At 73.1% G+C, this 24,465-nt stretch carries 33 protein-coding genes; 10 read left to right on the plus strand and 23 right to left on the minus strand.

Annotated elements, in window-relative coordinates; genetic code table 11:
- Nucleotides 1-40: 40 nt before the first annotated feature.
- The 5 genes from ACLJPY_RS04825 to ACLJPY_RS04845 are packed head-to-tail and all read left to right on the plus strand — an operon-like array spanning nt 41 to nt 3,989.
- Entirely contained in the window at nt 41-1,111 is a 1,071-nt protein-coding gene (locus tag ACLJPY_RS04825; RefSeq protein WP_410586788.1) for a TetR/AcrR family transcriptional regulator, read from the plus strand.
- Between the two features lie 20 nt (nt 1,112-1,131).
- Nucleotides 1,132-2,406: an RNA polymerase sigma factor gene (locus ACLJPY_RS04830; protein ID WP_410586789.1), complete on the plus strand. Its 1,275-nt coding sequence runs from the start codon at nt 1,132-1,134 to the stop codon at nt 2,404-2,406.
- Nucleotides 2,403-3,167, plus strand: coding sequence for an alpha/beta fold hydrolase (locus ACLJPY_RS04835; RefSeq protein WP_410586790.1), 765 nt, complete (start codon nt 2,403-2,405; stop codon nt 3,165-3,167). The genes ACLJPY_RS04830 and ACLJPY_RS04835 overlap by 4 nt, the downstream gene beginning before the upstream one ends.
- A 1-nt stretch (nt 3,168) precedes the next feature.
- Nucleotides 3,169-3,504, plus strand: a complete 336-nt coding sequence (locus ACLJPY_RS04840; RefSeq protein ID WP_410586791.1) for a YciI family protein — start codon at nt 3,169-3,171, stop codon at nt 3,502-3,504.
- Nucleotides 3,504-3,989 (plus strand): AraC family transcriptional regulator, encoded by a 486-nt coding sequence (locus ACLJPY_RS04845; RefSeq protein ID WP_410586792.1) that lies wholly within the window; start codon nt 3,504-3,506, stop codon nt 3,987-3,989. Before ACLJPY_RS04840 ends, ACLJPY_RS04845 begins: the two co-directional genes overlap by 1 nt.
- On the opposite strand, the gene ACLJPY_RS04850 is transcribed toward ACLJPY_RS04845, so the two are convergent.
- The gene (locus tag ACLJPY_RS04850; protein ID WP_410586793.1) at nt 3,986-4,438 is read right to left on the minus strand and encodes a DUF1772 domain-containing protein; all 453 of its coding nucleotides are present in this window, start codon (nt 4,436-4,438) and stop codon (nt 3,986-3,988) included. The two genes, ACLJPY_RS04845 and ACLJPY_RS04850, sit on opposite strands and share 4 nt — an antisense overlap.
- A 134-nt stretch (nt 4,439-4,572) precedes the next feature.
- Here ACLJPY_RS04850 and ACLJPY_RS04855 point away from each other — a divergent pair, with 134 nt between their 5' ends.
- Entirely contained in the window at nt 4,573-5,505 is a 933-nt protein-coding gene (locus tag ACLJPY_RS04855) for an AraC family transcriptional regulator (RefSeq protein ID WP_410586794.1), read from the plus strand.
- A gap of 3 nt (nt 5,506-5,508) precedes the next feature.
- Here ACLJPY_RS04855 and ACLJPY_RS04860 read toward each other — a convergent pair whose 3' ends face one another.
- The 5 genes from ACLJPY_RS04860 to ACLJPY_RS04880 form a co-directional block, all read right to left on the minus strand.
- Nucleotides 5,509-5,940, minus strand: coding sequence for an SRPBCC family protein (locus ACLJPY_RS04860; RefSeq protein WP_410586795.1), 432 nt, complete (start codon nt 5,938-5,940; stop codon nt 5,509-5,511).
- Nucleotides 5,937-6,284, minus strand: coding sequence for an ArsR/SmtB family transcription factor (locus tag ACLJPY_RS04865; RefSeq protein WP_410586796.1), 348 nt, complete (start codon nt 6,282-6,284; stop codon nt 5,937-5,939). The genes ACLJPY_RS04860 and ACLJPY_RS04865 overlap by 4 nt, the downstream gene beginning before the upstream one ends.
- 9 nt (nt 6,285-6,293) lie before the next feature.
- Nucleotides 6,294-7,367 (minus strand): hypothetical protein, encoded by a 1,074-nt coding sequence (locus tag ACLJPY_RS04870; RefSeq protein WP_410586797.1) that lies wholly within the window; start codon nt 7,365-7,367, stop codon nt 6,294-6,296.
- 179 nt (nt 7,368-7,546) lie between these two features.
- Nucleotides 7,547-8,737: an RNA polymerase sigma factor gene (locus ACLJPY_RS04875; RefSeq protein WP_410586798.1), complete on the minus strand. Its 1,191-nt coding sequence runs from the start codon at nt 8,735-8,737 to the stop codon at nt 7,547-7,549.
- The gene (locus ACLJPY_RS04880; protein WP_410586799.1) at nt 8,734-9,078 is read right to left on the minus strand and encodes a YciI family protein; all 345 of its coding nucleotides are present in this window, start codon (nt 9,076-9,078) and stop codon (nt 8,734-8,736) included. Before ACLJPY_RS04880 ends, ACLJPY_RS04875 begins: the two co-directional genes overlap by 4 nt.
- Nucleotides 9,079-9,176: 98 nt before the next feature.
- On the opposite strand from ACLJPY_RS04880, the gene ACLJPY_RS04885 reads away from it, so the two are divergent.
- Nucleotides 9,177-10,211 carry a site-specific integrase gene (locus ACLJPY_RS04885; RefSeq protein ID WP_410586800.1) on the plus strand — a complete coding sequence of 345 codons (1,035 nt, stop codon included), beginning with the start codon at nt 9,177-9,179 and terminating at the stop codon, nt 10,209-10,211.
- Nucleotides 10,212-10,220: 9 nt separating this feature from the next.
- Here the strand turns inward: ACLJPY_RS04885 and ACLJPY_RS04890 are convergent, their stop codons facing one another.
- The gene (locus ACLJPY_RS04890; RefSeq protein WP_410586801.1) at nt 10,221-10,385 is read right to left on the minus strand and encodes a hypothetical protein; all 165 of its coding nucleotides are present in this window, start codon (nt 10,383-10,385) and stop codon (nt 10,221-10,223) included.
- 25 nt (nt 10,386-10,410) lie between these two features.
- Here ACLJPY_RS04890 and ACLJPY_RS04895 point away from each other — a divergent pair, with 25 nt between their 5' ends.
- A complete protein-coding gene (locus ACLJPY_RS04895; protein WP_410586802.1) occupies nt 10,411-10,920 on the plus strand; it encodes a CGNR zinc finger domain-containing protein in 510 nt (169 codons plus the stop codon).
- Here the strand turns inward: ACLJPY_RS04895 and ACLJPY_RS04900 are convergent.
- The 6 genes from ACLJPY_RS04900 to ACLJPY_RS04925 form a co-directional block, all read right to left on the minus strand.
- Nucleotides 10,910-11,569 (minus strand): class I SAM-dependent methyltransferase, encoded by a 660-nt coding sequence (locus tag ACLJPY_RS04900; protein ID WP_410586803.1) that lies wholly within the window; start codon nt 11,567-11,569, stop codon nt 10,910-10,912. The two genes, ACLJPY_RS04895 and ACLJPY_RS04900, sit on opposite strands and share 11 nt — an antisense overlap.
- A 76-nt stretch (nt 11,570-11,645) precedes the next feature.
- Entirely contained in the window at nt 11,646-12,380 is a 735-nt protein-coding gene (locus ACLJPY_RS04905; protein ID WP_410586804.1) for a glycoside hydrolase domain-containing protein, read from the minus strand.
- 266 nt (nt 12,381-12,646) lie between these two features.
- Nucleotides 12,647-12,886 (minus strand): hypothetical protein, encoded by a 240-nt coding sequence (locus ACLJPY_RS04910; RefSeq protein ID WP_410586805.1) that lies wholly within the window; start codon nt 12,884-12,886, stop codon nt 12,647-12,649.
- Between the two features lie 17 nt (nt 12,887-12,903).
- On the minus strand, nt 12,904-13,089 hold the full coding sequence (locus tag ACLJPY_RS04915) for a hypothetical protein (RefSeq protein WP_410586806.1): 186 nt from the start codon (nt 13,087-13,089) through the stop codon (nt 12,904-12,906).
- On the minus strand, nt 13,086-13,265 hold the full coding sequence (locus tag ACLJPY_RS04920; RefSeq protein ID WP_410586807.1) for a hypothetical protein: 180 nt from the start codon (nt 13,263-13,265) through the stop codon (nt 13,086-13,088). Before ACLJPY_RS04920 ends, ACLJPY_RS04915 begins: the two co-directional genes overlap by 4 nt.
- A gap of 8 nt (nt 13,266-13,273) precedes the next feature.
- Nucleotides 13,274-15,184, minus strand: coding sequence for a S8 family serine peptidase (locus ACLJPY_RS04925; RefSeq protein ID WP_410586808.1), 1,911 nt, complete (start codon nt 15,182-15,184; stop codon nt 13,274-13,276).
- Nucleotides 15,185-15,320: 136 nt separating this feature from the next.
- On the opposite strand from ACLJPY_RS04925, the gene ACLJPY_RS04930 reads away from it, so the two are divergent.
- A complete protein-coding gene (locus ACLJPY_RS04930) occupies nt 15,321-16,097 on the plus strand; it encodes an SGNH/GDSL hydrolase family protein (RefSeq protein WP_410586809.1) in 777 nt (258 codons plus the stop codon).
- Here the strand turns inward: ACLJPY_RS04930 and ACLJPY_RS04935 are convergent.
- The 7 genes from ACLJPY_RS04935 to ACLJPY_RS04965 form a co-directional block, all read right to left on the minus strand.
- Nucleotides 16,077-16,685, minus strand: a complete 609-nt coding sequence (locus ACLJPY_RS04935) for a TetR/AcrR family transcriptional regulator (RefSeq protein WP_410586810.1) — start codon at nt 16,683-16,685, stop codon at nt 16,077-16,079. The genes ACLJPY_RS04930 and ACLJPY_RS04935 overlap by 21 nt on opposite strands.
- 85 nt (nt 16,686-16,770) lie before the next feature.
- The gene (locus tag ACLJPY_RS04940) at nt 16,771-17,217 is read right to left on the minus strand and encodes an SRPBCC family protein (protein WP_410586811.1); all 447 of its coding nucleotides are present in this window, start codon (nt 17,215-17,217) and stop codon (nt 16,771-16,773) included.
- Nucleotides 17,214-17,534: a metalloregulator ArsR/SmtB family transcription factor gene (locus tag ACLJPY_RS04945; RefSeq protein WP_410586812.1), complete on the minus strand. Its 321-nt coding sequence runs from the start codon at nt 17,532-17,534 to the stop codon at nt 17,214-17,216. The genes ACLJPY_RS04940 and ACLJPY_RS04945 overlap by 4 nt, the downstream gene beginning before the upstream one ends.
- Nucleotides 17,534-17,920, minus strand: coding sequence for a VOC family protein (locus ACLJPY_RS04950; protein ID WP_410586813.1), 387 nt, complete (start codon nt 17,918-17,920; stop codon nt 17,534-17,536). The genes ACLJPY_RS04945 and ACLJPY_RS04950 overlap by 1 nt, the downstream gene beginning before the upstream one ends.
- A gap of 26 nt (nt 17,921-17,946) precedes the next feature.
- Nucleotides 17,947-19,482 carry an FAD-dependent monooxygenase gene (locus ACLJPY_RS04955; protein WP_410586814.1) on the minus strand — a complete coding sequence of 512 codons (1,536 nt, stop codon included), beginning with the start codon at nt 19,480-19,482 and terminating at the stop codon, nt 17,947-17,949.
- A 68-nt stretch (nt 19,483-19,550) separates the two neighbouring features.
- The gene (locus ACLJPY_RS04960) at nt 19,551-20,174 is read right to left on the minus strand and encodes a TetR family transcriptional regulator (protein ID WP_410586815.1); all 624 of its coding nucleotides are present in this window, start codon (nt 20,172-20,174) and stop codon (nt 19,551-19,553) included.
- A gap of 40 nt (nt 20,175-20,214) precedes the next feature.
- Complete coding sequence (locus tag ACLJPY_RS04965; RefSeq protein ID WP_410586816.1) at nt 20,215-20,532, minus strand: hypothetical protein; 318 nt, start codon at nt 20,530-20,532, stop codon at nt 20,215-20,217.
- A 150-nt stretch (nt 20,533-20,682) separates the two neighbouring features.
- On the opposite strand from ACLJPY_RS04965, the gene ACLJPY_RS04970 reads away from it, so the two are divergent.
- The gene (locus ACLJPY_RS04970; protein WP_410586817.1) at nt 20,683-22,020 is read left to right on the plus strand and encodes an MFS transporter; all 1,338 of its coding nucleotides are present in this window, start codon (nt 20,683-20,685) and stop codon (nt 22,018-22,020) included.
- 51 nt (nt 22,021-22,071) lie between these two features.
- Here ACLJPY_RS04970 and ACLJPY_RS04975 read toward each other — a convergent pair whose 3' ends face one another.
- The 3 genes from ACLJPY_RS04975 to ACLJPY_RS04985 form a co-directional block, all read right to left on the minus strand.
- The gene (locus ACLJPY_RS04975; RefSeq protein ID WP_410587006.1) at nt 22,072-23,433 is read right to left on the minus strand and encodes an SPFH domain-containing protein; all 1,362 of its coding nucleotides are present in this window, start codon (nt 23,431-23,433) and stop codon (nt 22,072-22,074) included.
- An 88-nt stretch (nt 23,434-23,521) separates the two neighbouring features.
- A complete protein-coding gene (locus ACLJPY_RS04980; protein ID WP_410586818.1) occupies nt 23,522-24,010 on the minus strand; it encodes an SPFH domain-containing protein in 489 nt (162 codons plus the stop codon).
- Nucleotides 24,007-24,441 carry an NfeD family protein gene (locus ACLJPY_RS04985; protein ID WP_410586819.1) on the minus strand — a complete coding sequence of 145 codons (435 nt, stop codon included), beginning with the start codon at nt 24,439-24,441 and terminating at the stop codon, nt 24,007-24,009. Before ACLJPY_RS04985 ends, ACLJPY_RS04980 begins: the two co-directional genes overlap by 4 nt.
- Nucleotides 24,442-24,465 lie beyond the last annotated feature (24 nt).

Below are 24,465 nucleotides of genomic sequence, written 5' to 3' on the forward strand. Positions count from 1 at the left end.
TCACGGTATCTTGACTCGCGACACCGCGGCAAGGAGGACGATGGTCAGGCTCAGCAGGGCGGAAACCCAGGAGCGCAACCGCGCCAAGGTGCTCGCCGCCGCCCGCGACGAGTTCGCCCGCCGCGGCTTCCGCGAGGCGAAGGTCGACGTCATCGCCGAACGCGCCGAACTCACCCGCGGCGCGGTCTACTCCAACTTCCCCGGCAAACGCGCCCTGTACTTCGCCGTCCTGGCCGACCTCGCCGAACGCGCCCCCCGCCCGGCCGCTCCGCCGTCCGACCCCGCCGCGGCCGACGTCCTGGCCGCCTTCGCCCGCGCCTGGATCGCCCGGCTCCCGCTGGCCACCGACAGCGACGGCGAAGACGCCCGGCTCGCCCGCGACCTGGTGCCCGAAGTCCTCGCCGACGAGCACACCCGCCGGCCGTTCGCCCAGCTCATGCGCGTCGAAGCGATCCTGCTCGGGCTCGCCCTCGAACGCGTCCGCCCCGGCCGCCGCCTGGTCCGGGTCGCCGAAGCCGCGCTCACGACCCTGCACGGCGCGAGCCAGCTCGCCGCCGCCGCACCCGGCTTCGGCGAGCCGTTCCACCTCGTCACCGCCTGCGCCGCCCTGCTCGACCTCGACCTGACCGACGACTGGCCGGCCGAGCCGCCCCTCACCACCCAGGCCCGGCCGGTGAGCGAGCCGTGGGACCCGCCCCCCGCGACCGACCTGCTGACCGGCGCGGCCGTCCGGCCCGGCGACGGCGTGGTCGCCGTCCTCGGCCTGCACCGCGCCGCCGCCTTCGAAGAAGCCGTGCGCGCCGGCGCCGACGTCACCGCCGTGCTCGTCACCAGCGATCCCGGCGAACTGGCCCCGCTGGCCCGGCTCGCCGTCGCCGACCTGCGTGGCTGCCTCGACCAGGCGATCGCGGCCCCGGCCCGGCCCCGGCTGCGGCTGGTCTGCGACGACGGCGGCGCACTCGCGGCCGCCGCCGGCGTCACCGCCGTCAGCGACGCCACCGAAACGGCCGTCCGCGTCGAAGCCGGCCGGATCGTCGCGCGCGCCGACGGGTTCGGCGCCTGCCACGCGGCGGCTGTCGGTCCCGGACCCGGCCGTTCGTCGGGAGGGTGACACCGGCGGGAGGAGCAGGAGTGGACGTCGAGACCGCGGTCGCCGAGGCGTTCCGGGAGGAGTGGGGCCAGGTCGTGGCCACGCTCATCCGGATCACCGGCGACTGGGACCTCGCCGAGGAGTGCGCGCAGGAGGCCTTCGCCCTCGCCCTGCGCACCTGGCCCCGCGACGGCGTCCCCGACCGCCCCGGCGCCTGGCTGACCACCGCCGCCCGCCACCGCGCCACCGACCGGCTCCGCCGCGACGCCCTCGGCGCCGCCAAACTCCGGGAGGCCGCCCGCGTGCCCGTCCCCGACGAACCCGAACCCGACGACAGCGGCGTCACCGACGACCGGCTGCGGCTCATCTTCACCTGCTGCCACCCCGCGCTGGCCACCGAAGCCCAGGTCGCGCTCGCCCTGCGCACCCTCGCCGGCCTGTCCACCGCCGAGATCGCCCGCGCCTTCCTCGTCCCGGAAGCCACCATGTCCCAGCGGCTCGTGCGGGTGAAGCGCAAGATCCGCCACGCCCGCATCCCCTACCGCGTCCCACCCGCGCACCTGCTGCCCGAACGCACCAACGCCGTGCTCGGCGTGCTCTACCTGATGTTCAACGAGGGCTACTCCGCCAGCACCGGCCCCGACCTGCTCCGCCCGGACCTCGCCGCCGAAGCGCTCCGGCTCACCCGCGTCCTCACCCGGCTGATGCCCGACGAACCCGAAGCCCTCGGCCTGCTCGCCCTGATGCTGCTCCAGCACGCCCGCCGCGCCACCCGCGTCGACGCCGACGGTGTCCTCGTCCCGCTCGAAGAGCAGGACCGCACCCGCTGGGACACCGCCGCGATCACCGAAGGCACCGCCGTCCTGGAGGCCGCACTGCGCCGCCGCCGTCCCGGGCCGTACCAGATCCAGGCCGCCATCGCCGCCTGCCACGCCACCGCCGCCCACCCCGCCGACACCGACTGGCCCCAGATCGCCGGCCTCTACGACCAGCTGCGCAAGCACGTGCCCAGCGCCGTCGTCGACCTCAACCGGGCCATCGCGGTCGGCATGGCCGACGGCCCGGCCGCCGGGCTCGCCCTGCTCGACGCCCTGCCGCTGGCCGGCTACCACCTGCTGGCCGCCACCCGCGCCGACTTCCTCCGCCGCCTCGGCCGCCACACCGAAGCCGCCCACTGGTACGCCACGGCCCGCGACCTCGCCGGCACCGACGCCGAACGCACCTACCTCACCCGAAGGATCTCCGAAGTCGTGTCGGTCCCGGGCGAGCCCGTTCGTCGGGCAGGAGAAGCCCGACCACCGGAGGAACACCCATGACCACCCTCGCCGTCCCCGGCGCCACCCTCACCTACGACGTCCACGGCCACGGCCCGGTGCTGCTGCTGATCCCCGGCGGCCCCGCCGACGCCGCGGTGTTCGCTCCCATCCGGCCGCTGCTGGCCGAAGACCACACCGTCGTCACCTACGACCCGCGCGGCCTGTCGCGCAGCCCCCTCGACGGCGCCCCGGGCCACGACCCGGTCGGCGACCACGCCGACGACGTCCACCGGCTGCTCGCCGAGGTCGGCCCCGCCGACGTCCTGGCCAGCAGCGGCGGCGCGCTCACCCTGCTCGAGCACCTGCGCCGCCACCCCGGCGACGTGCGCACCGCCGTGCTGCACGAGCCGCCGGTCACCCGTTACCTGCCCGAGGGCGCGCTCGACGGACCCGACATCCCCGCCCTCTTCCGCGACGAAGGTCTCGCCGCCGCCTACACCGCGTTCATGAAAGTCGTCGGCGTCGACCCCGCCCCGCCGCTCGACCCGGGCGCGGCAGGCAACTTCGCCTACTTCTTCGGCCACCTCATGCCCGCCGTCGGCGCCTACGACCCCGACCTCGGCGCCCTGCGCGAGAGCCCGGCCCGGCTGGTGGTCGCCGTCGGCGAGCAGTCCGCCCGGCTGCCGGTCCACCAAGCCGCCCTTGGGCTGGCCGCGGCGCTCGGCGTGGCCGCCGAGACGTTCCCCGGCGGCCACGGCGGGTTCGCCACCGACGCACCCGCCTTCGCCCAGCGCCTGCGCGAAGTCCTGGAAGGATGCTGACATGCAGTACCTGCTGATGATCGCCGGAGACGAAACCGCCGCGGAACACCGCCACGACGGCTGCGGCGGCTGGAGCGAAGACATGGCCCGCCGCGGCAAGATCCGCGGCGGCGGCGGTCTGCGCCCACCGACGGAAGCCACCACCATCCGCGTCCGCGACGGCGAGGTCCTGCTCACCGACGGGCCGTTCACCGAGGCCAAGGAACAGATCGGCGGGTTCGTCGTCCTCGACTGCGCCGACCTCGACGAAGCCCTCGAACTCGCCGCCCGCCACCCGGCCGCGACCTACGGCAGCATCGAAGTCCGGCCCATGCTCGGACCGGAGGACTTCGCCTGATGCCCGTCGTCGTCCAGCGGCCGGCCCAGCGCTACGTCGCCGAACGCGCCACCGTCGCGATCCCGGAGTTCCCGCGGATCGCCGACCGGCTGCCACCCCTGATCGGCACCCTCGCCGCCGGCGGCGTCGCCCCGGCCGGAGCCCCGTTCTTCCGCTACCGCGTCCTGCACCCCGGCCCGCGGTTCACCGTCGAAGCCGGCGTCCCCGTCGACGGCGAACACACCCCGGCCGAGCCCGCCTTCCTCGGCGAACTCCCGGCCGGCCGGTACGTCCTCGACACCTACACCGGCCCACCCGCCGGCCTGGCCGCCGCGACCGAAGCCGTCCTCGCCTGGGGCGCCGCCGAAGGCCTCACCTGGGACCGCACCGCCGGGCCGGACGGCGAGGAATGGGGCTGCCGCCTGGAAGTGCTGCGCACCGACCCCCGCGAGGTCCCCGACCCCGCGGGCTGGGTCACCGACCTGCTCTTCCGCCTCCGGGACTAACCGCGCCGGGTGAGCACGGCCGCGACCAGGCAGCCGAAGCCCGCCGTGCTCACCACCGCGCGCACCCCGTTCCACCGCACCCACACCACCTCGAACGCCGCCCGCGCCGCCGCGTAGTCGTCGCCGGCGCCGTCGAGGGTGTTGTTCAGCGGAACGTTGACCACCCCGGTGATCACCACCACCGCCACCAGGCACCCGAACCCCGCGAGCACCCACGGCCGCGGCCCCGGGACGACGAACACCGCCACCCCCGCCAGCAGCGGCGCACCCAGGAACGTCAGCAGGAACACCGGGTTCACGATCGCCACGTTGATCCCGCGCATCGCCGCGACGAACGTCCGGTCGTCCGCGCGCGCCAGCCCCGGCAGCACCGAACACGCGTAGGCGTAGAACAGGCCCGCGAGCAGCCCGGCCGCGATCAGCGCGGCCACCAGCACCACCGTCGGCATCGGTTTTCCCTTCACTTCGCCCCGACCGCGGTCGCCGGGAAGGTAGTCGTCATGCGGCCAGTCAACCGGGTGGAGGTGAGACTCTCCATGGTTCGAAGCGTCGATCGCATGTTCCAGCGTCTACGATCGAGCGCATGGACCCGCTTGCTGCGCTGCTCGACGGTCCGCGTGCCCACGGTGCGTTCCTGCTGCGTTCGGTGCTCACGCCGCCGTGGTCGCTGCGGATCGAAGACCGGGCGCCGCTGACCGTGGTGTCGGTGGTGCGCGGCGACGCGTGGATCGTGCCCGACGGCGGCGAAGGCGTCCCGATGGGCGAAGGCGACGTCGCGATCGTGCGCGGCCCGGACCCGTATGTGGTGGCCGACCACCCCGCGACCCCGCCGCAGGCACTGATCCTGCCCGGCCAGGAGTGCCGCACCCCCGACGGCGGCCACCTGACCGAGCTCGCCGACGTCGGGGTCCGCACGTGGGGCCACGGCACCGACGGCCCGGTCGTGCTGCTCACCGGCACCTACGGCATGGCGGGCGAGCTGAGCCGGCGGCTGCTGGCCGCGCTGCCGCCGGTGCTCGTCCTGCGCGCGGCCGACTGGCCGACGCCGCTGATCGGGCTGCTGGCCGCCGAGATCGGCAAGGACGTCCCCGGTCAGGAAGCCGTCCTCGACCGGCTGCTGGACCTGCTGCTGATCGCCGCCCTGCGCGCCTGGTTCGACCGGCCGGACACCAGCGCACCAGCCTGGTACCGGGCCCACGAAGACCCCGTCGCCGGGCAGGCGCTGCGGTTGCTGCAGCACCAGCCGGGCGAGCCGTGGACGGTCGCCAAGCTCGCCGCCGACGTCGGGGTGTCCCGCGCGGCACTGGCGCGCCGGTTCGCGGCCGCGGTGGGCGAGACCCCGATGGCCTACCTCACCGGGTGGCGGCTCGCGCTGGCCGCGGACCTGCTGCGCCGGCACCCGGACGCGACGATCGCCGCGATCGCCAGGCAGGTCGGCTACGGCAGCGCGTTCGCCCTCAGCGCGGCGTTCAAGCGCGAGTTCGGCCTCAGCCCGCAGCACTACCGCGCCCGGTAGGCCTCACTTCAGCTCTTCGCCCAACCGGTCGAGCCAGTCGCCGGTGCCCTGCTCGCGCCACTCCGGCTTCTCGGCGCCGTCGAGGAAGGTGTCCTGCTCGGTGAGCACCAGCCGCGTGCCATCGCCTTCGGCGAACAGCTCGACGGTCGTGGTCGAGACGGTCGCGAGCGCGCCGTCGCCGGTGAGCGTGCCGGAGAAGACGATCCGCTGCTCGGGCACGATGTCGTGGTAGGTGGCGGCGAAGGTCAGCGCACCGCCGCCCGGGGTGCGGCCTTCGACGGCTTCCCGGCCACCGGCGCGGAAGTCCAGTTCGTGCGAACCCGCGGAGACGAACCAGCGCTTCTTCGCCTCCGGGTCCGCCCAGGCGGCGAAGACCCGCGCCGGCGGCACCGGGTAGGTGCGTTCCAGGCTGAACGTGCTGTGCAAGACGGTCACGACGTGCTCCCTTCCGGAGTGTCCGGCCCGGCGAGGAAGTCGCCGAGCCGGTCGAGCCTGCTCTCCCACGTGGTGCGCTGACGTCCCAGCCACTGCTCGCCCGCGCGCAGCACCGCCGGCTCGATCCGGCAGGTGCGCACGCGGCCGACCTTCTCCGACCGCACGATCCCGGCGGTCTCCAGCACCTGCAGGTGCTGCACGACGGCGGCGAGCGACATGGTCAGCGGCTCGGCCAGCTCACTGACCGACGCCGGGCCGCGCACGAGCCGCTCCACCAGGGCCCGCCGCGTCCGGTCACCCAGGGCGCGGAACACCAGGTCCAGCGACTCTTCATGGTTAAGCATGTACTTAAGTTAACTCCGCTCCGGCAGACGGTCAAGTAGTTGCTTAAGTATCTCGGGCGGCTCCGGCAGTTGACGCACGACGGTCAGCACCCGGGTCAGCTCCCGCTCGGCGACGTCGGCCCGGCCCTGCGCGCCGCGCAGTTCCGCGCCGAGTGTCGTCGCGGTTTCGTGCATCGACCGGACGGTCTGCTCGTGCGCGGACTGCAGCTCGGCGAGCCGCCGGTCGAACCCGGCGCGCGCCGCCTCCATGGCCCTGGCGTGGTCGGCACGGACGGCGTCGAGCGCCGCGTCGCGCGCCGTCATCGCCTCGGCGTGCTCCGCACGTACCGCCTCGAGCCGCTCCCGGGCGGCGTCGGCGCGGGTTTCGGCCGCCTCCGCGCGCGTGGTGGCGGCTTGCCCGCGGCCGCGCTCGTCCTCGAGCGCACTGCGGGTGGCGGCCAGTTCGGCGGTCACGGTGGCGATCACCGCGGCCCGTTCGCCGGCGAGCGCCGCCGCGGCATCGGCACGATCGGCGAGGCGGGCGAGTTCGTCGCGGACCGCGGCCAGCTGCCCCTCGGCCCGCTGCTGCTCCTGCACCGCCGCACGCCGGGCGGCACCCTCCTCATCGCGCTCCCGCAGGGCGGCTGCCTTCTCCTTCTCCGCCGAGGCAGCCGCAACCGTGGCCGCCTCGGCGGTCTCTCGGGCCTGGGTGGCTTCGGCTTCCGCGCGGCCGCGTTGGAGGCGGTGTTCGTCGGCTTCGGCTAGGGCAGTGTCCCGTTCGGCCAGCGCTGTGGCCGTAGTCGCCTCCAGCTGGTGGCGCAGGGTTGTGAGGGTCTCCACGAGCCCGCGGGCCGGTTCGAGCACCCGGTCGATCTGGCCCGCGAGGGCGGTGACGGCGGTGTCGTCGAGCTCGGTGTCGCTCTCCCGCAGCGTCTCGGCGTCCGAGAGCACGGCCTCGGCGTCACGGCAGCTGAGGTTTCGGCGGCCCCAGGTCTTCCCGTCCTGGCAGAACCGAGCCCGGCTCCCGCGCCCCACCGCCGGCGGTAACGGCGCCCCGCACCTCCGGTACTCGCACACCCGCACTTGACCAGCGTCTTCCGTCATGATCGGGAGCCTATCAAAGCTTCTAATTAGAACTAAATACAGCTGTTTTAAATCTAAAAGATAACCTCAGGACGCTTGAGTTAGGATAAGGTTACATATCCGAACTCAGAACAAGACAGGCGATCGAGGTCGCGAGCAGGGCCGGATTGGGGTCCCGAAAACTAGGACCCCTGGGAATGTCAACCGAGAGTTGACGATCGCTTCCGCTTCAGCAGCGCTCGCTCCGCGGCATTGCCGGTGAGCTCGATGGCCGCCGTGTAGGCCGCGGCCGCCTCCCCCGATCGGCCCAGCCGCTGCAACAGGTCCGCCCGGATCGCGTGGAACAGCGGGAACCGGTCCAGATCGAGGTCCTCCACCAGGGCCAGCGCGACGCCGGGGCCGTCGACCTCCGCCACCGCCACCGCCCGGTTCAGCGCCACCACCGGCGTCGGCGTGACCGTCAGCAGCTGGTCGTACAGCGCTTTGACCTGCGCCCAGTCCGTCGGCGGGTCACTGTGGACCGCCTGGATCGCCGCCTGGATCTGGTACGGGCCCGGCTGGTTGCGGCGCAGGCAGCGGCGGACGATCTCCTGCCCCTCGGCGATCAGGTCCGCGTCCCAGCGCGACCGGTCCTGATCCGCGAGCAGCACCACGTCGCCGGTGGGCGTCGTGCGGGTCTCGCGGCGGGCGTCGATCAGCAGCATCAGCGCGAGCAGGCCCCACACCTCCGGCTCGTCGGGCATCAGCCCCGTCAGCACGCGGGTCAGCCGGATCCCCTCGCGGCAGAGCTCGGCGCGGATCAGCTCCTCCCCCGCGCTGGCCGCGTAACCCTCGTTGAAGATCAGGTACAGCACGGCGAGCACCGCAGTCAGCCGAGCGGGCAGGTCGGCGTCGCGCGGGACGCGGTACGGGATGCCCGCGTCGCGGATCTTGTTCTTCGCCCGCACGATCCGCTGGGCCATCGTCGGCTCGGCGACCAGGAACGCGGCCGCGATCTGGGCGGTGGTCAGGCCGCCGAGCAGGCGCAACGTCAACGCGACCTGGGCGGGCCGGGCCAGCGCCGGGTGGCAGCAGGTGAAGATCAGCCGGAGCCGGTCGTCGGGCACGGCGCCCTCCTCCACGAGCTCGGTCTCCGCGTGCAGCAACGCCGCTTCGGCGTGTTTGCCCGCCCGCGTGGCCTCGCGGCGCAGGCGGTCGATCGCCCGGTTGCGGGCGGTGGTGATGATCCAGCCGGCCGGGCTCGGCGGGAGCCCGGCCGACGGCCACCGCCGGACGGCCTCGGCGAACGCGTCCTGCACGGCTTCCTCGGCGATGTCGATGTCGCCGAACACCCGCACCAGCACCGAGACCGCCCGGCCGTACTCCGCGGCGAAGACCTCCTCGACCCTCATTCGCGGAACGGCCGCACCTCGACCGGCAGCGGAGCGACGGCGTCGGCGAGCCGGCCACCCCAGACGAGGGCGGCGTCCAGGTCGGGTGCGGTGATGATCGTGAACCCGCCGAGGTGTTCCTTGCCTTCGGTGTAGGGCCCGTCGGTGACGAGGGTGTCGCCGTCGCCGGCCCGCAGCACGGTGGCGCTCGACGGCGGGTGCAGCCCGCCGGCGAACACCCACGCCCCGGCCGCCTGCAGGTCGGCGTTCACCGCGTCGAGCTTGCGCGCGATGCCCGCCAGCACCTCCGGCGGCGGGGTCGGGCCGTCGGGCTGGTAGACGCTGAGCAGGTACTGCTTCACGGTGGTCCTCCTCGGATCGGTGCTCTTCACCGCTGATACGAACGGGCCCGGCGCGGATCGACACCGTCTCCGGACAGAGTTTCCCGTACCCTCGGCGCGTGCCCGAGCTGGAACCGGTGACCGACGCCGCACTGAGCGCCCGTGAACGGCTGGCCCTGCTGGACGAGGCCGCCGCCCGGCACGTCGACGAGCAGCGGCCGCCCAACACGCTCAAGGCCTACGCCCAGGACTGGCAGGTCTGGCAGGACTACACCGCCGAAGCCGGGATCCCGCCGCTGTCGGCGACGATCGGCGCGCTGACCGGGTTCGTGGTGTGGCTGGAACGCGGCCGCACGCTGCGGCCGGACGAACGGGCCGTGCCCGAAGTCCCCGAACGGGCCGCGCCGGCGGCGCCCTCGACGATCGAACGGCGGCTCACCGGCGCGCTCGCCGGGCTGCGGCACCACAAGGTGATCGTCGACCCCGAAGCCAGCCGCGCCGCCTGGCGGGCGCTGAAGGGCTACCGGCAGCGGCTGGCCCGCGAGGGGATCCAGCGCGGCCGCGGCAAGGCCACCATGGTCACCCTCGCCGACCTGCGGGCGATGTCGCGGGCGTGTCCGGACACCCTCGCCGGTGCCCGGGACCGGGCGATGCTGCTGATCGGCTTCCCGATCGCCGCCCGCTGCTCCGACCTGGCGAACCTGCTGGTCACCGACGTGCAGCCGGTCGACGACCGGGGGCTCGCGGTGACCGTGCGGCACGGCAAGAGCACCGGGGACATGGTCGTCCCGCGGCGCGAAAGCTCCGACACCGACCCGGTGCGCGCCTGGCACACCTGGCGCTCCGGTGCGGGGATCACCGACGGGCCGGCGTTCCGCCGGGTCGACCGGCACGGCAACGTCGGCGAGCCCGCGCTGAGCACGACCGGCGTCAACCAGATCCTCACCCGGGCGGGCGTCCGCGCAGGCCTGCCCTACCCGGTGACCGGACACTCCCTGCGGTCCGGGTTCGCCACCGAAGCCCGCCGCGCCGGCGCCGACGACCTCGCGATCGCCGACCAGGGCCGCTGGGTGCGCGGCAGCCGGGCGCTTTACGAGTACATCCGCCGCGTCGACCAGTGGAACGACAACGCGGCGGGCGCCCTCGACCTGTGAGCCACCGGTTCACCGCGCCGATCGGGTGGCGCCGACGACTTCGCCGTCCAGCCGGGCCAGCCAGCTGCCGCAGACGCAGCGCACGTAGTCGAGGCGGTGGTTGACGGGCTGCGCCGCGGCCGCCGGGAGTTCGGCGAGCGGCCAGCCGCAGCGGGGGCAACGGTTCCGGTCCATGCCCCGATCGTGCTGTAATGAGTCAGTGCACTTCAACCCTTACGGCGGGCCGGCCGCGCTGGTGGCCGCCGACCTGGTCAACGCCGGCTCCGCGAGCGAGCTCCTGGACGGGATGGTCCGCAACGGCATGGCCATCAAGGCCCTGACCGACGGCGAAGCGGCCCTGATCGGCGCGTGGGCCGCCCGGCTGCGGCCGGTGTTCGCCGCCGGCGCCACGGCCCGCCCGGACCTGGTCAACGAACTGCTGACCGAAGCGGCGTGCCGCCCGCACATCACCACCCACGACGGCAAGCCGCCCCACCTGCACTACTCGGCGGAGGACGCCGGTCCGGTCGGCCGGGTCCGCGCCTACACCGCGGGCGGGCTGGCCCACCTGGTCTGCGAAGCACCGGACCGCCTGGGCATCTGCAGCCGCGAAGGCTGCGAAACCGCGTACGTCGACACCTCGCGCAACGGCCGTCGCCGCTTCTGCTCGACCCGGTGCGCGACGCGCGTCCACGTCGCCGAGCACCGGGCGCGGCAGGTCAGCGCCTGAGCTTCCGGGCCCGCCAGGCGAAGACCGTCGGCGTCGGGGCGCCCCCTTCGGCGAACCGCTCGAACACCAGCCCCGCTTCGAGCACCGCACCCAGCAACGCGGGCAGCGGCCGGTGGGTGGCGCCGACCTTGTCGCGCAGGCCCTGATCGGTCCACGACTCCGTCGTCCAGCCGGTCTCCCGGTAGCCGGGCCGGATGACGACGGCGCGGCTGTCGCTCCGGTCGGCGAACCCGCCGCAGAAGCACGGGTGCACCCCGACGTGCACGAACACCCCGCCGGGCGCCAGGACCCGGGCCGCTTCCCGCAGCACGGCCGGGTAGGCGGGCATGTCGGTGTGCACCATGATCGCGACGACGGCGGGCACCGCACCGGTCGCGATCGGCAGCGCGGTGGCGTCGCCGAGCACGACCGGCAGCCGCGTCGCGGCGTGCCGGAGCATCCCGGCGGAGACGTCGACGCCGAGCGGGGTCCGGCCCAGCCGCCGGATCCGCTCGGCGTGGGCCCCGGTGCCCACGCCGAGCTCGAGGCACGCTCCGGTGCCCGGCCCGAGCAGGTCCCGCAGCACCGGGCCGAACTCCAGTGGGTCCGCCCGCCAGCCGGGGACGAGCGTGGTTTCGTACCAGTCGGCGATCGCGTCGTAGGAGCTCACGCTTCCCGTGGTACCGGCCGGTCACGGTCCGGTCCACGGGTTTTCGCGGCGGGCGGACGCGCCCCGGCCCGGCGGCTCAGTCGAGCCAGGTGCCGGCGTCGGCGTCGAACTTGCGGTCGGGGTGCGAAGGGTCCGGGACCACCGAGACGTCCAGGTCCCAGCTCGGCAGCGACTGGGTGCCGCCGCCGGGCAGCTGCACGCTGATCGACGCCAGCCCCTGGATCCACTGCCAGGCCGTCGCGGCCGGGAAGCCGGACTGGCCGATGTCCGGTTTCCGGAACACCCCCGGGTCCGTCAGGGCCTGGTCGTGGTGGTGCAGGAACTGGTTGATGTTGAACACCCAGCAGACCAGGTCCGGGTTGTCCCGCTGCAGCTGCGCGGCGGTGTCCTTGAACGAGCAGTAGACCCCGGGCAGGTACGACGTCTCGTCGGACCGGATGGTCGCGCACCAGGCGTTGACGTAGGCCAGGTCCTCCGGCGGCAGGGTGCCGCCGATCTCGATGTCGAGGTAGATCCGGGGCGCCCCGCTCAGGTCGGCCTCCGCGCCGCTGGTGAAGCCCGCCTGGTCGGCGAGCTGCGCCGCCAGCAGGGCGTCCAGGCGGCCCTGTTCGGCGGTCCGGACGTGCGACACCCCGGGCGTGGTGATGCTGGGGTGCTGCTGGCCGACGAAGATCGGCGCGATGCCCCACCCCGGCGCCATCGCACGCAGGTCGGCGAGGTGGGTCATCCAGCTGCGGTTGCCCTGTGACGGCGCCGGGGCGAGGTAGAACCCGGTCCACAGCAGGTTGGTGTTCTGCATCAGGCCGCTCATGAAATCGTTTCCCGGGTACTGGAGACGATCGATACCGGCGAAAGACATGGAAGTCCTCACAATCGTGCAGGGCAGGCCCGACCGTCGCGGATCGGGCGGAGAAGGGGGGCCGGATCTCCCGGGTGAGCCCCGTAGACGAGGTCGACGGGGCTGCCGTCGGGATCCGGGATCGTGAACGGGCTGATCGGCAGCGAACGGTTCACCGATGCCTGTACGGGCAGTCTCAGCGGCATTGTCCCGATCCTTTCCACCGAAACGGGTGCGGACTAGCTGAACAGACCGCTGACGAAGTCGCCGATGCCGCCGACGACGTCGCCGATGGTGTCCTGCACCGGCTGGGTGGTCAGCAGCGAGGACAGCAGGCCGCCGAGCAGGAGCGGGAGGATCGCGGGTTCCACCCCGCTGTCGCCGGCGAGTGCGGCGGTGGCCCGGCCGTGGCGGTCGATCCCCGCCGACTGGCGCGGCATCCGCAACGCCGGGGTGGACGGGAGTGTGGGGTGCGACATGGGTTTTCCCTTTCTGGTCAATAGAGCACGAACGGGTCCTTCGAGGACTGGCAGGCGAGCCAGTCCTCGAACGTCTCGGCGTCGCCGCAGGGATCGGTGATCGCCGGGCGGACGCCCGGCGGGTCCGCGGCGTGGCCCGGCGGCCGGGTGCGGTGGACTCCGCCGGCGGGCCGCGGCAGCCGGAGTTCCGGTGGCGGTTTCACGGCCGCTTCGCCGCGGCGAGGGCCTTGTAGCACATGTCCCTCGCGGGACCGCGCAGCTTGCGGCAGTCGGCGCGGGCGGCGTCGAGGCCGGGGCCGTCGCGCAGGCTCGCCGGGGCCGCGGTGCCGTCGCGGTCGATCCCGCGCGCGATTCTGGGCAGGGCCAGGGTGGGGTGCATCTGTTCTCCTAACTCCCGACGAGGAACTGGTGCGAAGGCGCCAGGCTCACCGGAGGACTGGTGCTGACGTCGAAGGTCTGCAGGTAGGCCACCCGGGACCGGCGGTCGTTCTCCGGGTCGAAGTAGGTGATCCTGACGTCCCAGGCGTCGGCGTCCGGCCGCGCGTACCGGCTCTTGGTGACCGTGATGTCGTCGAGGGCGTAGAGCACCTCGGGCTCGTCCGCCCGGCGCGGCGTGAGCCTGCCGGACAGGAAGCCGTTGGCCAGCTCGCGCGTGAGCTCGAAGGCGTTGGTCGCGGCGTAGTTGAGCGCCCGGTCGGGTGAGCTCTGGCCGAGGTTGCGGAACTGGTAGTAGACCTTGTCGAGGAACGCCCGCACGAGCAGGCGGACGGTCTGCTCGTCCGGCCGGCCCGCGTTGCGGGCGTCGTAGTCGTGGTTGATCGTGTCGATCAGGTTGTCCAGCAGCACGGCTTCGTTCCACGTGTAGAGGCCCTGGGCGTGCACCTCGACGACCGGCACGACCTGCCCGGAGAACAGCCGGACCGTGCGGCCGGTCAGCGTGCCCGGCACCGACACCCGCGCGACGTAGCTCGGGTCGTCCGGGCCCAGCGACTGGCCGACGATCGCCTCGCGGAACGTCTTGTGCACCACGGAAACGGGCGGGTAGCCGGTGCCGTCGCCGCCTTCGGCCCGCGGGCCGCCCCAGGCCATGCCGAACGGCGTTTCGGCCTCCAGCGCGTAGATCGGCATCCGGCCGTCGAGGTTGCACGTCCAGATCAGCTTGTCCGACGCCCACGGGTTCTCCGCCAGGTAGCGGAACAGCTGCGCCGGGTCGTAGGGGTTGCCGGGGGCCAGGTGGTCGCCGATCGGGGTGACGTCCATCTGCTGGATGAAGCCGTCGCGCCGGGCTTCGGAACCGAAGTCCCAGCCGATCGTGCCGATGGCGTAGACGTGGGCCGGGCCGGAACGGCAGTCACAGGCGTCCGGTCCGCCCGGGGTGTCGGCGCAGGCGGCGACTACGCCGCCGTCGTGCGGTGGCGGGGTTGCTTCGGGCTGTTCCACGGTCGTCTCGCTTTCCATCGGAGGGGTGAAGGCCGCCGGGACGTCGATGACGCCGGCGAAGTGCCGGGGCGTGCCGCCGCCGGCGGCGGTGCGCACGATCAGGTCGCGGATGGCGGCCGGGGTGAGGTCTTCGCCCCGGCTCCGGGCCTGCGTGCGCAGCAGACCCGCGATCCCGGCCACGATCGGCGTGGCGAAGCTGCTGCCCGACAGCCGCACGGTGCCGCCGCCCGGCCGGGCGCCTTCGATGTCGTGGCCGGGCGCCAGGACGCCGGTCAGCCGGTACGGGGCACCCCAGTTGTTCGTCGGGAGCGGGACGCCGGCGTCCGTGCAGGCGCCGACCGCGAGCACGCCGGCGTCGGCGGCGGGGACCTGCACGGAGTCGTCACCGTCGTTGCCGACGGCGGCGACCACGAGCACGTCGTGGGCGTCGCACAACCGCAACGCGTTCGCCAGCAGCGCGTCGGGCTCGCCGTCGGGGGTGCGTTCGCCGCCGCTGATGGTGATGATGTCGGCGCCCGCGGCGACGGCCGCTTCGATCGCCCGTGCGAGGTCGAGCTGGGACAGGCGGTGGCCGTCGTCGCGGAACACCGGCACGATCAGCCCGCGGCACTCCGGGGCGATCCCCGTCACCGGCGAGCCCGGCTGCCCGAAGACGAGGCTGGCGACGTGGGTGCCGTGCAGCGACATCGCGCCCTGGCTCGCGGGGTCGGTGACGAGCGTGTCGAGCACGTCGAGGTCGGCGCCGTCGAAACAGGGGTGGGACAGGTCGACCGGGCCGTCGAGGACGGCGATGCAGACGCTCCCCGCCGAGCCGGGGGGCATCGCGGGCAGCGGGCCCACGGCGTTCCGCACGTCCATCCGCCACTCCTTCCGCTGGGGTCTCACCGGGCAGAGCCGTCCACGGTGGACGCTGATACGTCGGATTTCCGGCGGGTTGCGGGCGGTTCGCCGGGCACGGGCGGGCGGCGGGGCCGGGGCTGCCTACACTGGACACATGAGCAAGCGCTTAGTGACTCTGGGGGACTCGTTCACCGAAGGCGTCGGCGACGACGACCCCGCCGCTCCCCACGGTGTGCGCGGCTGGGCCGACCGCGTCGCCGAGCAGCTCGCCGAGGGCGAGCCGGACTTCCGGTACGCGAACCTCGCCATCCGCGGCAAGCTGATGGCGCAGGTCCTGGACGAGCAGCTCGAGCCGGCGCTGGCCATGGCGCCCGACCTCGTCACCCTCTACGCCGGCGGCAACGACCTGATGCGGCCCAAGGTCGACATCGACGCGCTGATGGTCGGCTACGAAGCCGCCGTGGCGAAGATCCGCGCGACCGGGGCCCGGCTGGTGCTGTTCACCGGGGTCGACGGCGTCGAGGACGCGCTGTTCCGCAAGATGCGCGGCCGGGTCGCCATCTACAACGAGTTCGTCCGCGCCATCGCCGCCCGCCACGACGCCCTGCTCGTGGACATGTGGGCCATGCGGCAGCTGCGCGACCGGCGGCTGTGGGCGCCCGACCGCCTGCACCTCAACGCCTACGGCCACACCGAAGTGGCCATCGCCGTGCTGGCGGCCCTCGGCGTCGAACACCCGCTGACCGGCACCGAACTGGGCCCGCGCGAGGTGCTCAGCCCGGCCGCGCGCCGCAGCCAGAACCTCAAGTGGGCGCAGGAGCACGCGCTGCCGTGGGTGCGCCGCCGCCTGCGGGGCGAGTCCTCCGGCGACACGCTCACCGCGAAGCGCCCGGTGCTCGCGCCGGTCGCCTCAGCCCCGGTCGCCCGCTGACGGGCGGAGGCCGTCGAAGAGGATCGACACGGCCCGGTCGCGCAGGGTCGCGTCCGGGCCGGCGTACTCGGCCGCCCGCGCGACGCCGATGATCACCGGGATCAGCTCGCCGACGACGAGGTCCGGCCGGACCGCGCCCGCCTCCTGCGCGCGCGAAAGCAGCACGCCGAGGGCCGCCAGCAGGCGTCCGCCGATCTCGGACTTCGCCACCGGCAGCGTGACACCGGCCGCGGCGAGGGCCTCGAAGTAGGCGGTCTTCGCGCTCGACATCTCGATCCAGCTGGTGAGGAACGCGAAGAACGCGCCACCCGGGTCGGTGGACTCCGCGGCGACGGCCGACTCGGCTTCGTCGGCGAACCGGCTCAGCCGGACGTGGAGCACCGCTTCGAGCAGCGCCTCCTTCGTCGGGAAGTGCCGGAACACGGTGCCGATGCCGACCCCGGCCACCCGGGCGACCTCCTCGGTCGGCGCCCCGATGCCCTTGGCCGCGAACACGTCCTCGGCCGCCTCGAGCACGCGCGCCCGGTTGCGCCGGGCGTCGGCGCGCAGCGGTTTCGACTCGGCGGGATCGACGGCGGCGGGGCTCACCAGCCGATGGTACTGCGCGGCCGGTGACCGGCCCGGCCACGGCCGGACGGCTCCGCGACCACGGTTCCTGCCGGGCCGGGCTCGGTCACGGAGTCGGATCGGGCAGCGTGTCCAGCAACCGGGCCAGTGCCCGCGGCACGTGCGAACGCCAGCCGCCACCCATGATGCGGCGGGAGATGCGCTGGAATTCGTCGTCGGGGTCGAACCCTTCGTGGCTGAGGAACAACCGCGTGCCGGTGCCCTCCGGTTCCAGCCGCCACGTCACCGTCCACTGCGGACCCCAGCGGATGCTGAGGCGGCGTTCGGGCTCGACCGCCAGGACCTCGCACGCCACGGGGCCGCCGGCGAACCCGGCCGCGGGCACCGGCTCGGCCAGCAGCTCGAACCGGTGCCCGACGACGGGTTTGATGTCGTTGGGCATGTTGATCCAGCGTTCGAGCAGGTCCGGTTCGGTCAGCGCGCGCCACACCTTGCGGGCCGGGTGGGCGAGGAACTGGTCGACGTGGATCGCGGTCGGGTCGTCCTCGCTCACAGGTCTTCCTCTTCGTCCAGCAGGTCGCGCAGGTTGGCGAGCTTGGTGCGCCAGAAGCGCTCGTACGGGGTGAGCCAGTCCGCGACCTCCGCCAGCGGAGCCCCGTCGAGGCGGTAGACGCGGTTGCGGCCCTGACGCTGTTCGGTGACCAGGCCCGCCTGCCGGAGCACCCGCAGGTGTTCCGACAGGCTCGGCCGGGCCATGGCGAAGCGTTCGGCGATCGCGCCGGCCGGCATCGGGCCGTCCAGCAGCAGCCGCAGCACCTCCCGGCGCGCCGGGCTGGCGAGCGCGGCGAAGACGTCGTCGTTGACCGGCATCAGGCCGGCACGTTGCCGAAGTCCGACGGCTGGAGCAGGCCGAGGACGTGGCCGTCGAGGTCGGTGAAGGAGGTCGCCCGGCCCCACGGCTGCTCCCGGGGTTCGGCCACCTCGACACCGGCCGCCCGCAGCGCGGCGACGTCGGCGTCGAGGTCGGTGGTCTGCAACTGGAAGTGCCGCGGGCCCGGTACGACCCCGGTGACCGGCTGGTCGGTCAGGACGACGCCGGTCTTCGCCCCCTTCGGCGCGACCAGCACGAACCGGCCGCCTTCGGGCGTGCGGCGGTCGACGAGCGCTTCGAAGCCGAGCTTGCCGACGTAGAAGTCCCGCGCCCGGGCGTGGTCGGCGACGGGCAGGGTCAGGAACTGCACGTGGGTGATCGTCATGCCGCCGACCATACGTAGGAAATCTCCTACGCGTCAAGCGGCCGGCCGAACCACCGTTCTAGGGCCGCGTGCAGCGCCTTGCGTTCGGTGTCGTCCGGCCGGGCGGAACTGCTCGCCCAGGCGACGTAGCCGTCGGGCCGGATCAGCAAGGCGGTTGCGTCGCCGTCGGCGTCGCCGTTCGTGTGGCCGGACACCAGGTCGACGCGGTCGCGCCAGCCGTGCCGCTCGTCGCCGAGGGAACCGGTGAAGTCCAGCAGCAGCGGCCGGGCCGTCGTCGTCAGCTCGGCGAGCCGGGTGCCGTCGGCCAGCACCAGGTCGGGAGCCCAGCGGCCGTCGAGCGGGTGGTCGGTGCCCGGTTCGTAGCGGACGTCGGCGCCGGACATCAGGTCGGCGATGTGCTGGACGGCGCTGGGCAGCCGCAGCAGCTCGCCGAACAGCTCACGCAGCGCCGTGACGTCCCCGCCCGGACTGATCAGCGCGGACTGTGCCTGGGTGTGCATGACGACGCGTTCGGCGACCGGGCGGCGTTCGCTTTCGTAGGTGTCGAGCAGGCCGTCGGGCGCCCAGCCGTGCAGCGTGGCGGCCAGTTTCCAGCCGAGGGCGACGGCGTCCTGCAGGCCGAGGTTCAGTCCGGGGCCGCCGATCGCCGAGTGGACGTGGGCGGCGTCGCCGACCAGCAGAACACGGCCCTCGCGGAACTTCTCGGCCAGCCGGGTGTTGCGGCCGCGCAGCCGACGCAGCAGGTGCGGGCCGTCGCCCTCGGGTTCCCCGAGCGGCAGGTCGAAGCCGAGGACGCGCCGGATGCTCGCGCGCTGGTCGTCGAGGGTCATCGGCGGTTCGTCTTCGGCCTCTTCGTCGTCGGTCCACTCCATCGCGGTGACGAGGGTGCCCGTGGGGAACGGCGCGTAGGCGAACAGGCCGGTTCCGGTGCGGTAGTGGAAGAACGGCGGGATGACGCCGTGCCCGGGCACCCGCAGGCCGCCCGATGCCGGATCGGTGAACTCCGCGGGCACGGTCACGTTCGCGGAGTGGGACACGGTGCGGTCCTCGGTGACACCGGGGAAGCCGATGCCGGCGAGCTTGCGGGTGACGCTGCGGCCGCCGTCGGCGCCGACGTGGTAGCGGGTCTGCAGCCGGTAAGGCCCGTCGGGGCCGGTGACGTCGAGGGTGACCGCGTCGGTGTCCTGGGTGAGTGCGGTGAGCTCGTGGCCGCGGCGGATCTCGACGCCGAGTTCGGTGGCGCGTTCCTCCAGCATCGCGGCGATGCGGCGTTGCGGCACGCCGAGGACGGTCAGCGAATTGCGGTCGACGAGGGTCAGGTCCAGGCGCAGCGCGCCGAAGACGAAGCCCGGCACGGGTGGCGCGATCGGGCCGGCGAGCCGTTCGTGCAGGCCGCGGCGGTCGAGGAGGCGGACGACCTGCCCGACGAGGCCGTTGGCGCGGTTTTCGGTGGTGGGCTCAGGCAGCCGCTCCAGGACCAGCGGGCGGATCCCGGCGAGGGCGAGCTCGCAGGCGAGCATGAGGCCGTTGGGTCCAGCTCCGGCGATGACGACGTCTTCCATGGTGGAGACTCCCTTTTTTCGGGCACGGCGAAGCAGCCCGTCGTGCGGGCGCTTCGGGGTGAGGTGGGCTAGCGGGGTTCGGGCAGGCCGGCGGCGAGCCGGCCGAAGACGTCCCGCAGGACGTCTTCCACGGATGGCCGCGGCTCGGCGACGAGCCACTGCTGGGTGACGACGTTGAGCGCGGCGCCGACGACGCCCGCGACGAGCCGCGGGTAGACGTCCCGGGTGACGTCGGTGCCGGTGCGTTCGGCGATGGCGAGCGCGAATTCCGCTTCGGCGGCCGCGCCGGCCTTCTGGAACTCGCCTTGCAGGGCGGGTTCGGCGACCATCAGCCGCAGCCCTTCGACCCACGCCGGGGTGGCGCCGGACCCCTCGGGCACCGGTTCACCGAGGGCGTACCCGGCGAGCGCGGCCTGGGTGATGGCCTCCCAGATCGGCTCGTCCTCCGGCCGTTCCTGCAGGGCGGCGGCGATGGCCCGGGCCCGGTCGTGGTGCCGGGCGACGATGGCTTCGCCCTTGCTGCCGAAGTAGTTGCTGAAGGTCCGGGTGGACACCCCGGCTTCGGCGGCGATGTCTTCGATCCGCACGTTGTCGTACCCGCGTTCGACGGTCAGCCGGATCGCCGCCCAGCTCAGCGCGATCCGTGTCTGCTGTTTCTTGCGGTCGCGAAGGCCGGCGCGGTCGGTGTCCATGGCTCCACCGTACCGAACTTTGCCGAATCTGCAAAGTTGCCTAGTCGGCAAGTTTGGTGGCGGGTCCGCCGGCGAGGAAGGCGGCGTAGCGCGCGGCCGCGTCGCCTTCGACGACGGGCTGGGCGTTGCCGTAGCGGCCGTCGGTCCGATCCCGCTTCGGTCCGGACAGCCAGAACTCCTCGCCGGTTTCGACGTCGACGAAGTTGGCGTCGTACAGCCCCGGCCACCGGCGCAGGGTGCGGCCGTGCACGTACGCGGTCCGCCACGTCCTGGTGAACCGCACCCAGGCGATCCACGACGGGCCGCGGTCGGTGTCGTGCCCCGTCTTGAGCTGGAGGTACATGATCCGGCGCGGCATGGGCCGAGCGTAGAGGCGGCGGCGCGGAGCGCGCGCCCGATTTTTCCCGGGACGCCGTCACGCACCGGACGACAACCGGGTCATTGATCGCAGAAAACGGCTTCGGGCGTCACACTGTTGTGTGACATCGGTCACCGGAGGTGTTGCGAGATGGTTCTGGGAGACAACGGCGTCACTCACCAGGTGGCGGCGGACAGCAGAGTGCAAGTACGGCGGGCCGCGCTGGCGAGCGCGATCGGCACGACCATCGAGTGGTACGACTTCTTCCTCTACAACACCGCGGCGGCCTTGGTCTTCCCGCACCTGTTCTTCCCCGCTTCCAGCGCCTACGCCGGCGCGATGCAGTCCTTCGCCACCTACGCGGTCGGGTTCGCCGCTCGGCCGGTCGGGGCCGCGATCTTCGGGCACTGGGGTGACCGGATCGGGCGGAAGGCGACGCTGATCGTCACGCTGCTGCTGATGGGCATCTCCTCCGGGGTCGTCGGGCTGCTGCCCGGGACCTCGGCGGTCGGCATCGCGGCCCCGCTGGTCCTCGTGCTGCTGCGGCTGGTGCAGGGCATCGCCATCGGCGGGGAGTGGAGCGGCTCGGTCCTGCTCGCCATGGAGTGGGGTGACCAGCGCAAACGCGGGCTGCTCGGCAGTTTCGCGCAGATCGGCGTCCCCGTGGGACTGGTGCTGGGCACCGGCGGGATGACGCTGCTGTCGGCGACCCTCTCCCCCGACGCCTTCGACTCCTGGGGCTGGCGGATCCCGTTCCTGCTCAGCCTGGTGCTGGTCGCGGTCGGCCTGGTGATCCGGCTGAAGATCCTCGAGACGCCGATGTTCGCCAAGCTCGTCGAGAACCGGCAGACGGCCCGCACGCCGGTGCTCGACGCCATCCGCCACCACTGGCGGGAGATCCTGCTGTCGGCCGGGGTCCGGTTCAGCGAGCAGATGCCGTTCTACCTGTTCACCAGCTACGTGCTGATCTACGTCGTGGCGCGGCACGAGTTCAGCAAGACGTTCGTGCTCAACGCGGTCCTCGTCGGTGCCGCGTGCGAGCTGGCGCTGATCCCGCTGTTCTCGGCGCTGTCGGACACCTTCGGCCGCAAACGGGTCTACCTGAGCGGGGCCGTGCTGACCGGGGTGATCGCGTTCCCGTACTTCACGATCCTCGCGCACGGCAGCCACGCGCTGGTGTTCGTGGCGGTCGTCGTGTCGTTCATCCCGCACGCGCTGCAGTACGGCCCGCAGGCGGCGTTGATCGGCGAGAGCTTCCCGACGCACCTGCGCTACGGCGGCGCCGGGCTCGGCTACCAGCTGGCGTCGGTGTTCGCGGGCGGGCCGGCGCCGCTGCTGGCGACGTGGCTGCTGCACACGACCGGGACGCCGTACTCGATCTCCGGTTACATCGTCCTGTCCGCGGTGGTCACGGTGTTGTGCGTGATCTTCCTGAAGGACCGGTCCAAGGCGGACATCGACGACGTCAGCGTGTACCAGCGCACCTGAAAACCGTGTAGGCCGCCTCGAAGTTCGAGGCGGCCTACACGGTCGGACTGATCAGCGGCGCGGGCCGCCGAACGGGGGCTGCTGCGGGAACGGGCCGCTGCCCGGGTTCTGCTGCTGCGGGCCGCCGAACTGGCCCGGCGGCGGGGCCTGCGGCGGCGGGCCCTGGTACTGAGCGCCCGGGGGCGGGCCTGCCGGGGGCGGGCCGGCCGGAACCTGCGGCTGCGGCTGCGGCAGCGCGGGCTGGCCGCTCTGGGGCGTCGGCGGCTGCTGCGGGGCCGGCGTGGCTTCGGTGCCGCGGTCTTCGTCGGCTTCCGGCTCGGGCTGCTGCTGGGCCGGGCGCGGGATCGACGGCCGCGCGGGCGGCGAGGACGGCGCCCCGATCGCCGGGACCTCCTTGCGCGCCACCGCTTCGGCGGCCGCGACGGCTTCGGCGACCTTCGGGTCGCTCTTGGTCTCGAACCAGCTGGAGACCTCGTCGTCTTCGAGGTCGGGCTTGTCCGGGACGTCGTCCTCCTTCGGCGGCTCGTACCGGAAGACGCCGTCGTCGCCCGGGGCGCCGAGCGCGCGGGCGAAGCCTTCGAGGGCCTTGCCGTAGTCGCTGGGGATCATCCAGACCTTGTTCGCGTCGCCCTGCGCCATCTGCGGCAGCGTCTGCAGGTACTGGTAGGCCAGCACCTCCGGGGTCGGGCGGCCGGCCTTGATCGCGGCGAACACCTTCTCGATCGCCTTCGCCTGGCCTTGGGCCTGCAGGTAGCGCGCGGCGCGTTCACCCTGGGCGCGCAGGATGCGGGACTGCCGCTCGGCTTCGGCGGCGAGGATGGTGGCCTGGCGGGCACCTTCGGCGGAGAGGATCTGGCTCTGCTTCTGGCCTTCCGCGGTCTTGATCGCCGATTCCCGCTGGCCTTCGGCGGTGAGGATCATGGCGCGCTTCTCGCGGTCGGCGCGCATCTGCTTCTCCATCGAGTCCTGGATGGAGGGCGGCGGGTCGATCGCCTTGAGCTCGACCCGGCTCACGCGGATGCCCCACCGGCCGGTCGCCTCGTCGAGCACCCCGCGCAGCTGGGTGTTGATCGAGTCGCGGGAGGTCAGGGTCTGCTCGAGGCTCATGCCACCGACCACGTTGCGCAGCGTCGTCGTGGTCAGCTGCTCGACACCGACGATGTAGTTGGAGATCTCGTACACCGCGGCGCGGGAGTCGGTGACCTGGAAGTACACGACCGTGTCGATCGACACCGTCAGGTTGTCCTCGGTGATCACCGGCTGCGGCGGGAACGAGACGACCTGCTCGCGCAGGTCGATCCGGGCGCGCACCTTGTCCAGGAACGGCACGAGGATGTTGAGGCCGGGCGAGGCGACCGTGCGGAACCGGCCGAGCCGCTCGATCACGGCCGACTGCGCCTGCGGCACCACCATGACCGCCTTGGCTATCGTGATGATCACGAGCAGGACCAAGGCTATGACCAGGCCGATCGCGAATCCGGTCAAGACAATTTCCCCTTACCTAGTACCATTCTTGCGCGGTTGACGGCGTTGCGGGTGCCACGGGCGGGTGCACCGCGAGCTGCAGGTCCTTCGTGGTGATGCCCCAGCGGCCGGTGGTGTCGTGCAGGACCGTCCACACTGTACGGTGCAGCTCCCCGGGCGCGGTGACGGCGCGCTCGGCGGTGGTCAGGCCGGCTTCCTGCCGCAGCGCGGTGCGGGTCAGCTGTTCGATCGCGAGGGCCGGGTTGCCGATCTCGTAGGTGGCCAGGCGCGGGTCGGTGACGGCGAAGACGACCTCGAACCCGATGAGGACCTCCTGCCCGTCGCCGGCCTCGACCGGGCGGGGCGGGGCGGACAGGACCTGCGGGCCGAGGTCGACGCGGGCGCGGACCCGGTCGGCGAACGGGACCACGAAGTGGCGGCCGGGGCCGAGCACGGTGCGGAAGCGGCCGCCGCGTTCGACCACCGCGGCGTGGCCTTCGCCGACGGTGACGAGTCCGAGGCTCACGGCTCGGCCGACACGACGGCGGTGGCGCCGGAGATCTCGACGACGGTGACCGCGGTGCCGGGCGCGATCGGCGGGAGGTGCTCGCCGAGGCTGCGCGCGGACCAGACGTCCCCGGCCAGCTTCACCTGTCCGGCTTCGGCATCCACTGTGGACACCACGACGGCGCGGGCGCCGATCAGCGCGTCGATGCCGGTGTGGTGGACCGGCCCGGACAGGAAGCGCCGCTTGAGCGCGGGCCGGACCAGCATGAGCATGCCGACCGAGGCGACGGCGAACACGGCGACGTCGATGACCAGGTTGCCGGTGAGGACCTCGGCGCCGGCGCCGAACAGCGCGGCGACGCCCAGCATGATCAGCACGAAGTCGCCGGAGACGACTTCGGCGATCATCAGGGCGATGCCGACGATCAACCAGACCAGTGCCCAAGCCATGGCTTCATGCTCTCAGATCGCGCC

The sequence above is a fragment of the Amycolatopsis sp. lyj-23 genome (assembly GCF_046549135.1).
GTDB lineage: Bacteria > Actinomycetota > Actinomycetes > Mycobacteriales > Pseudonocardiaceae > Amycolatopsis.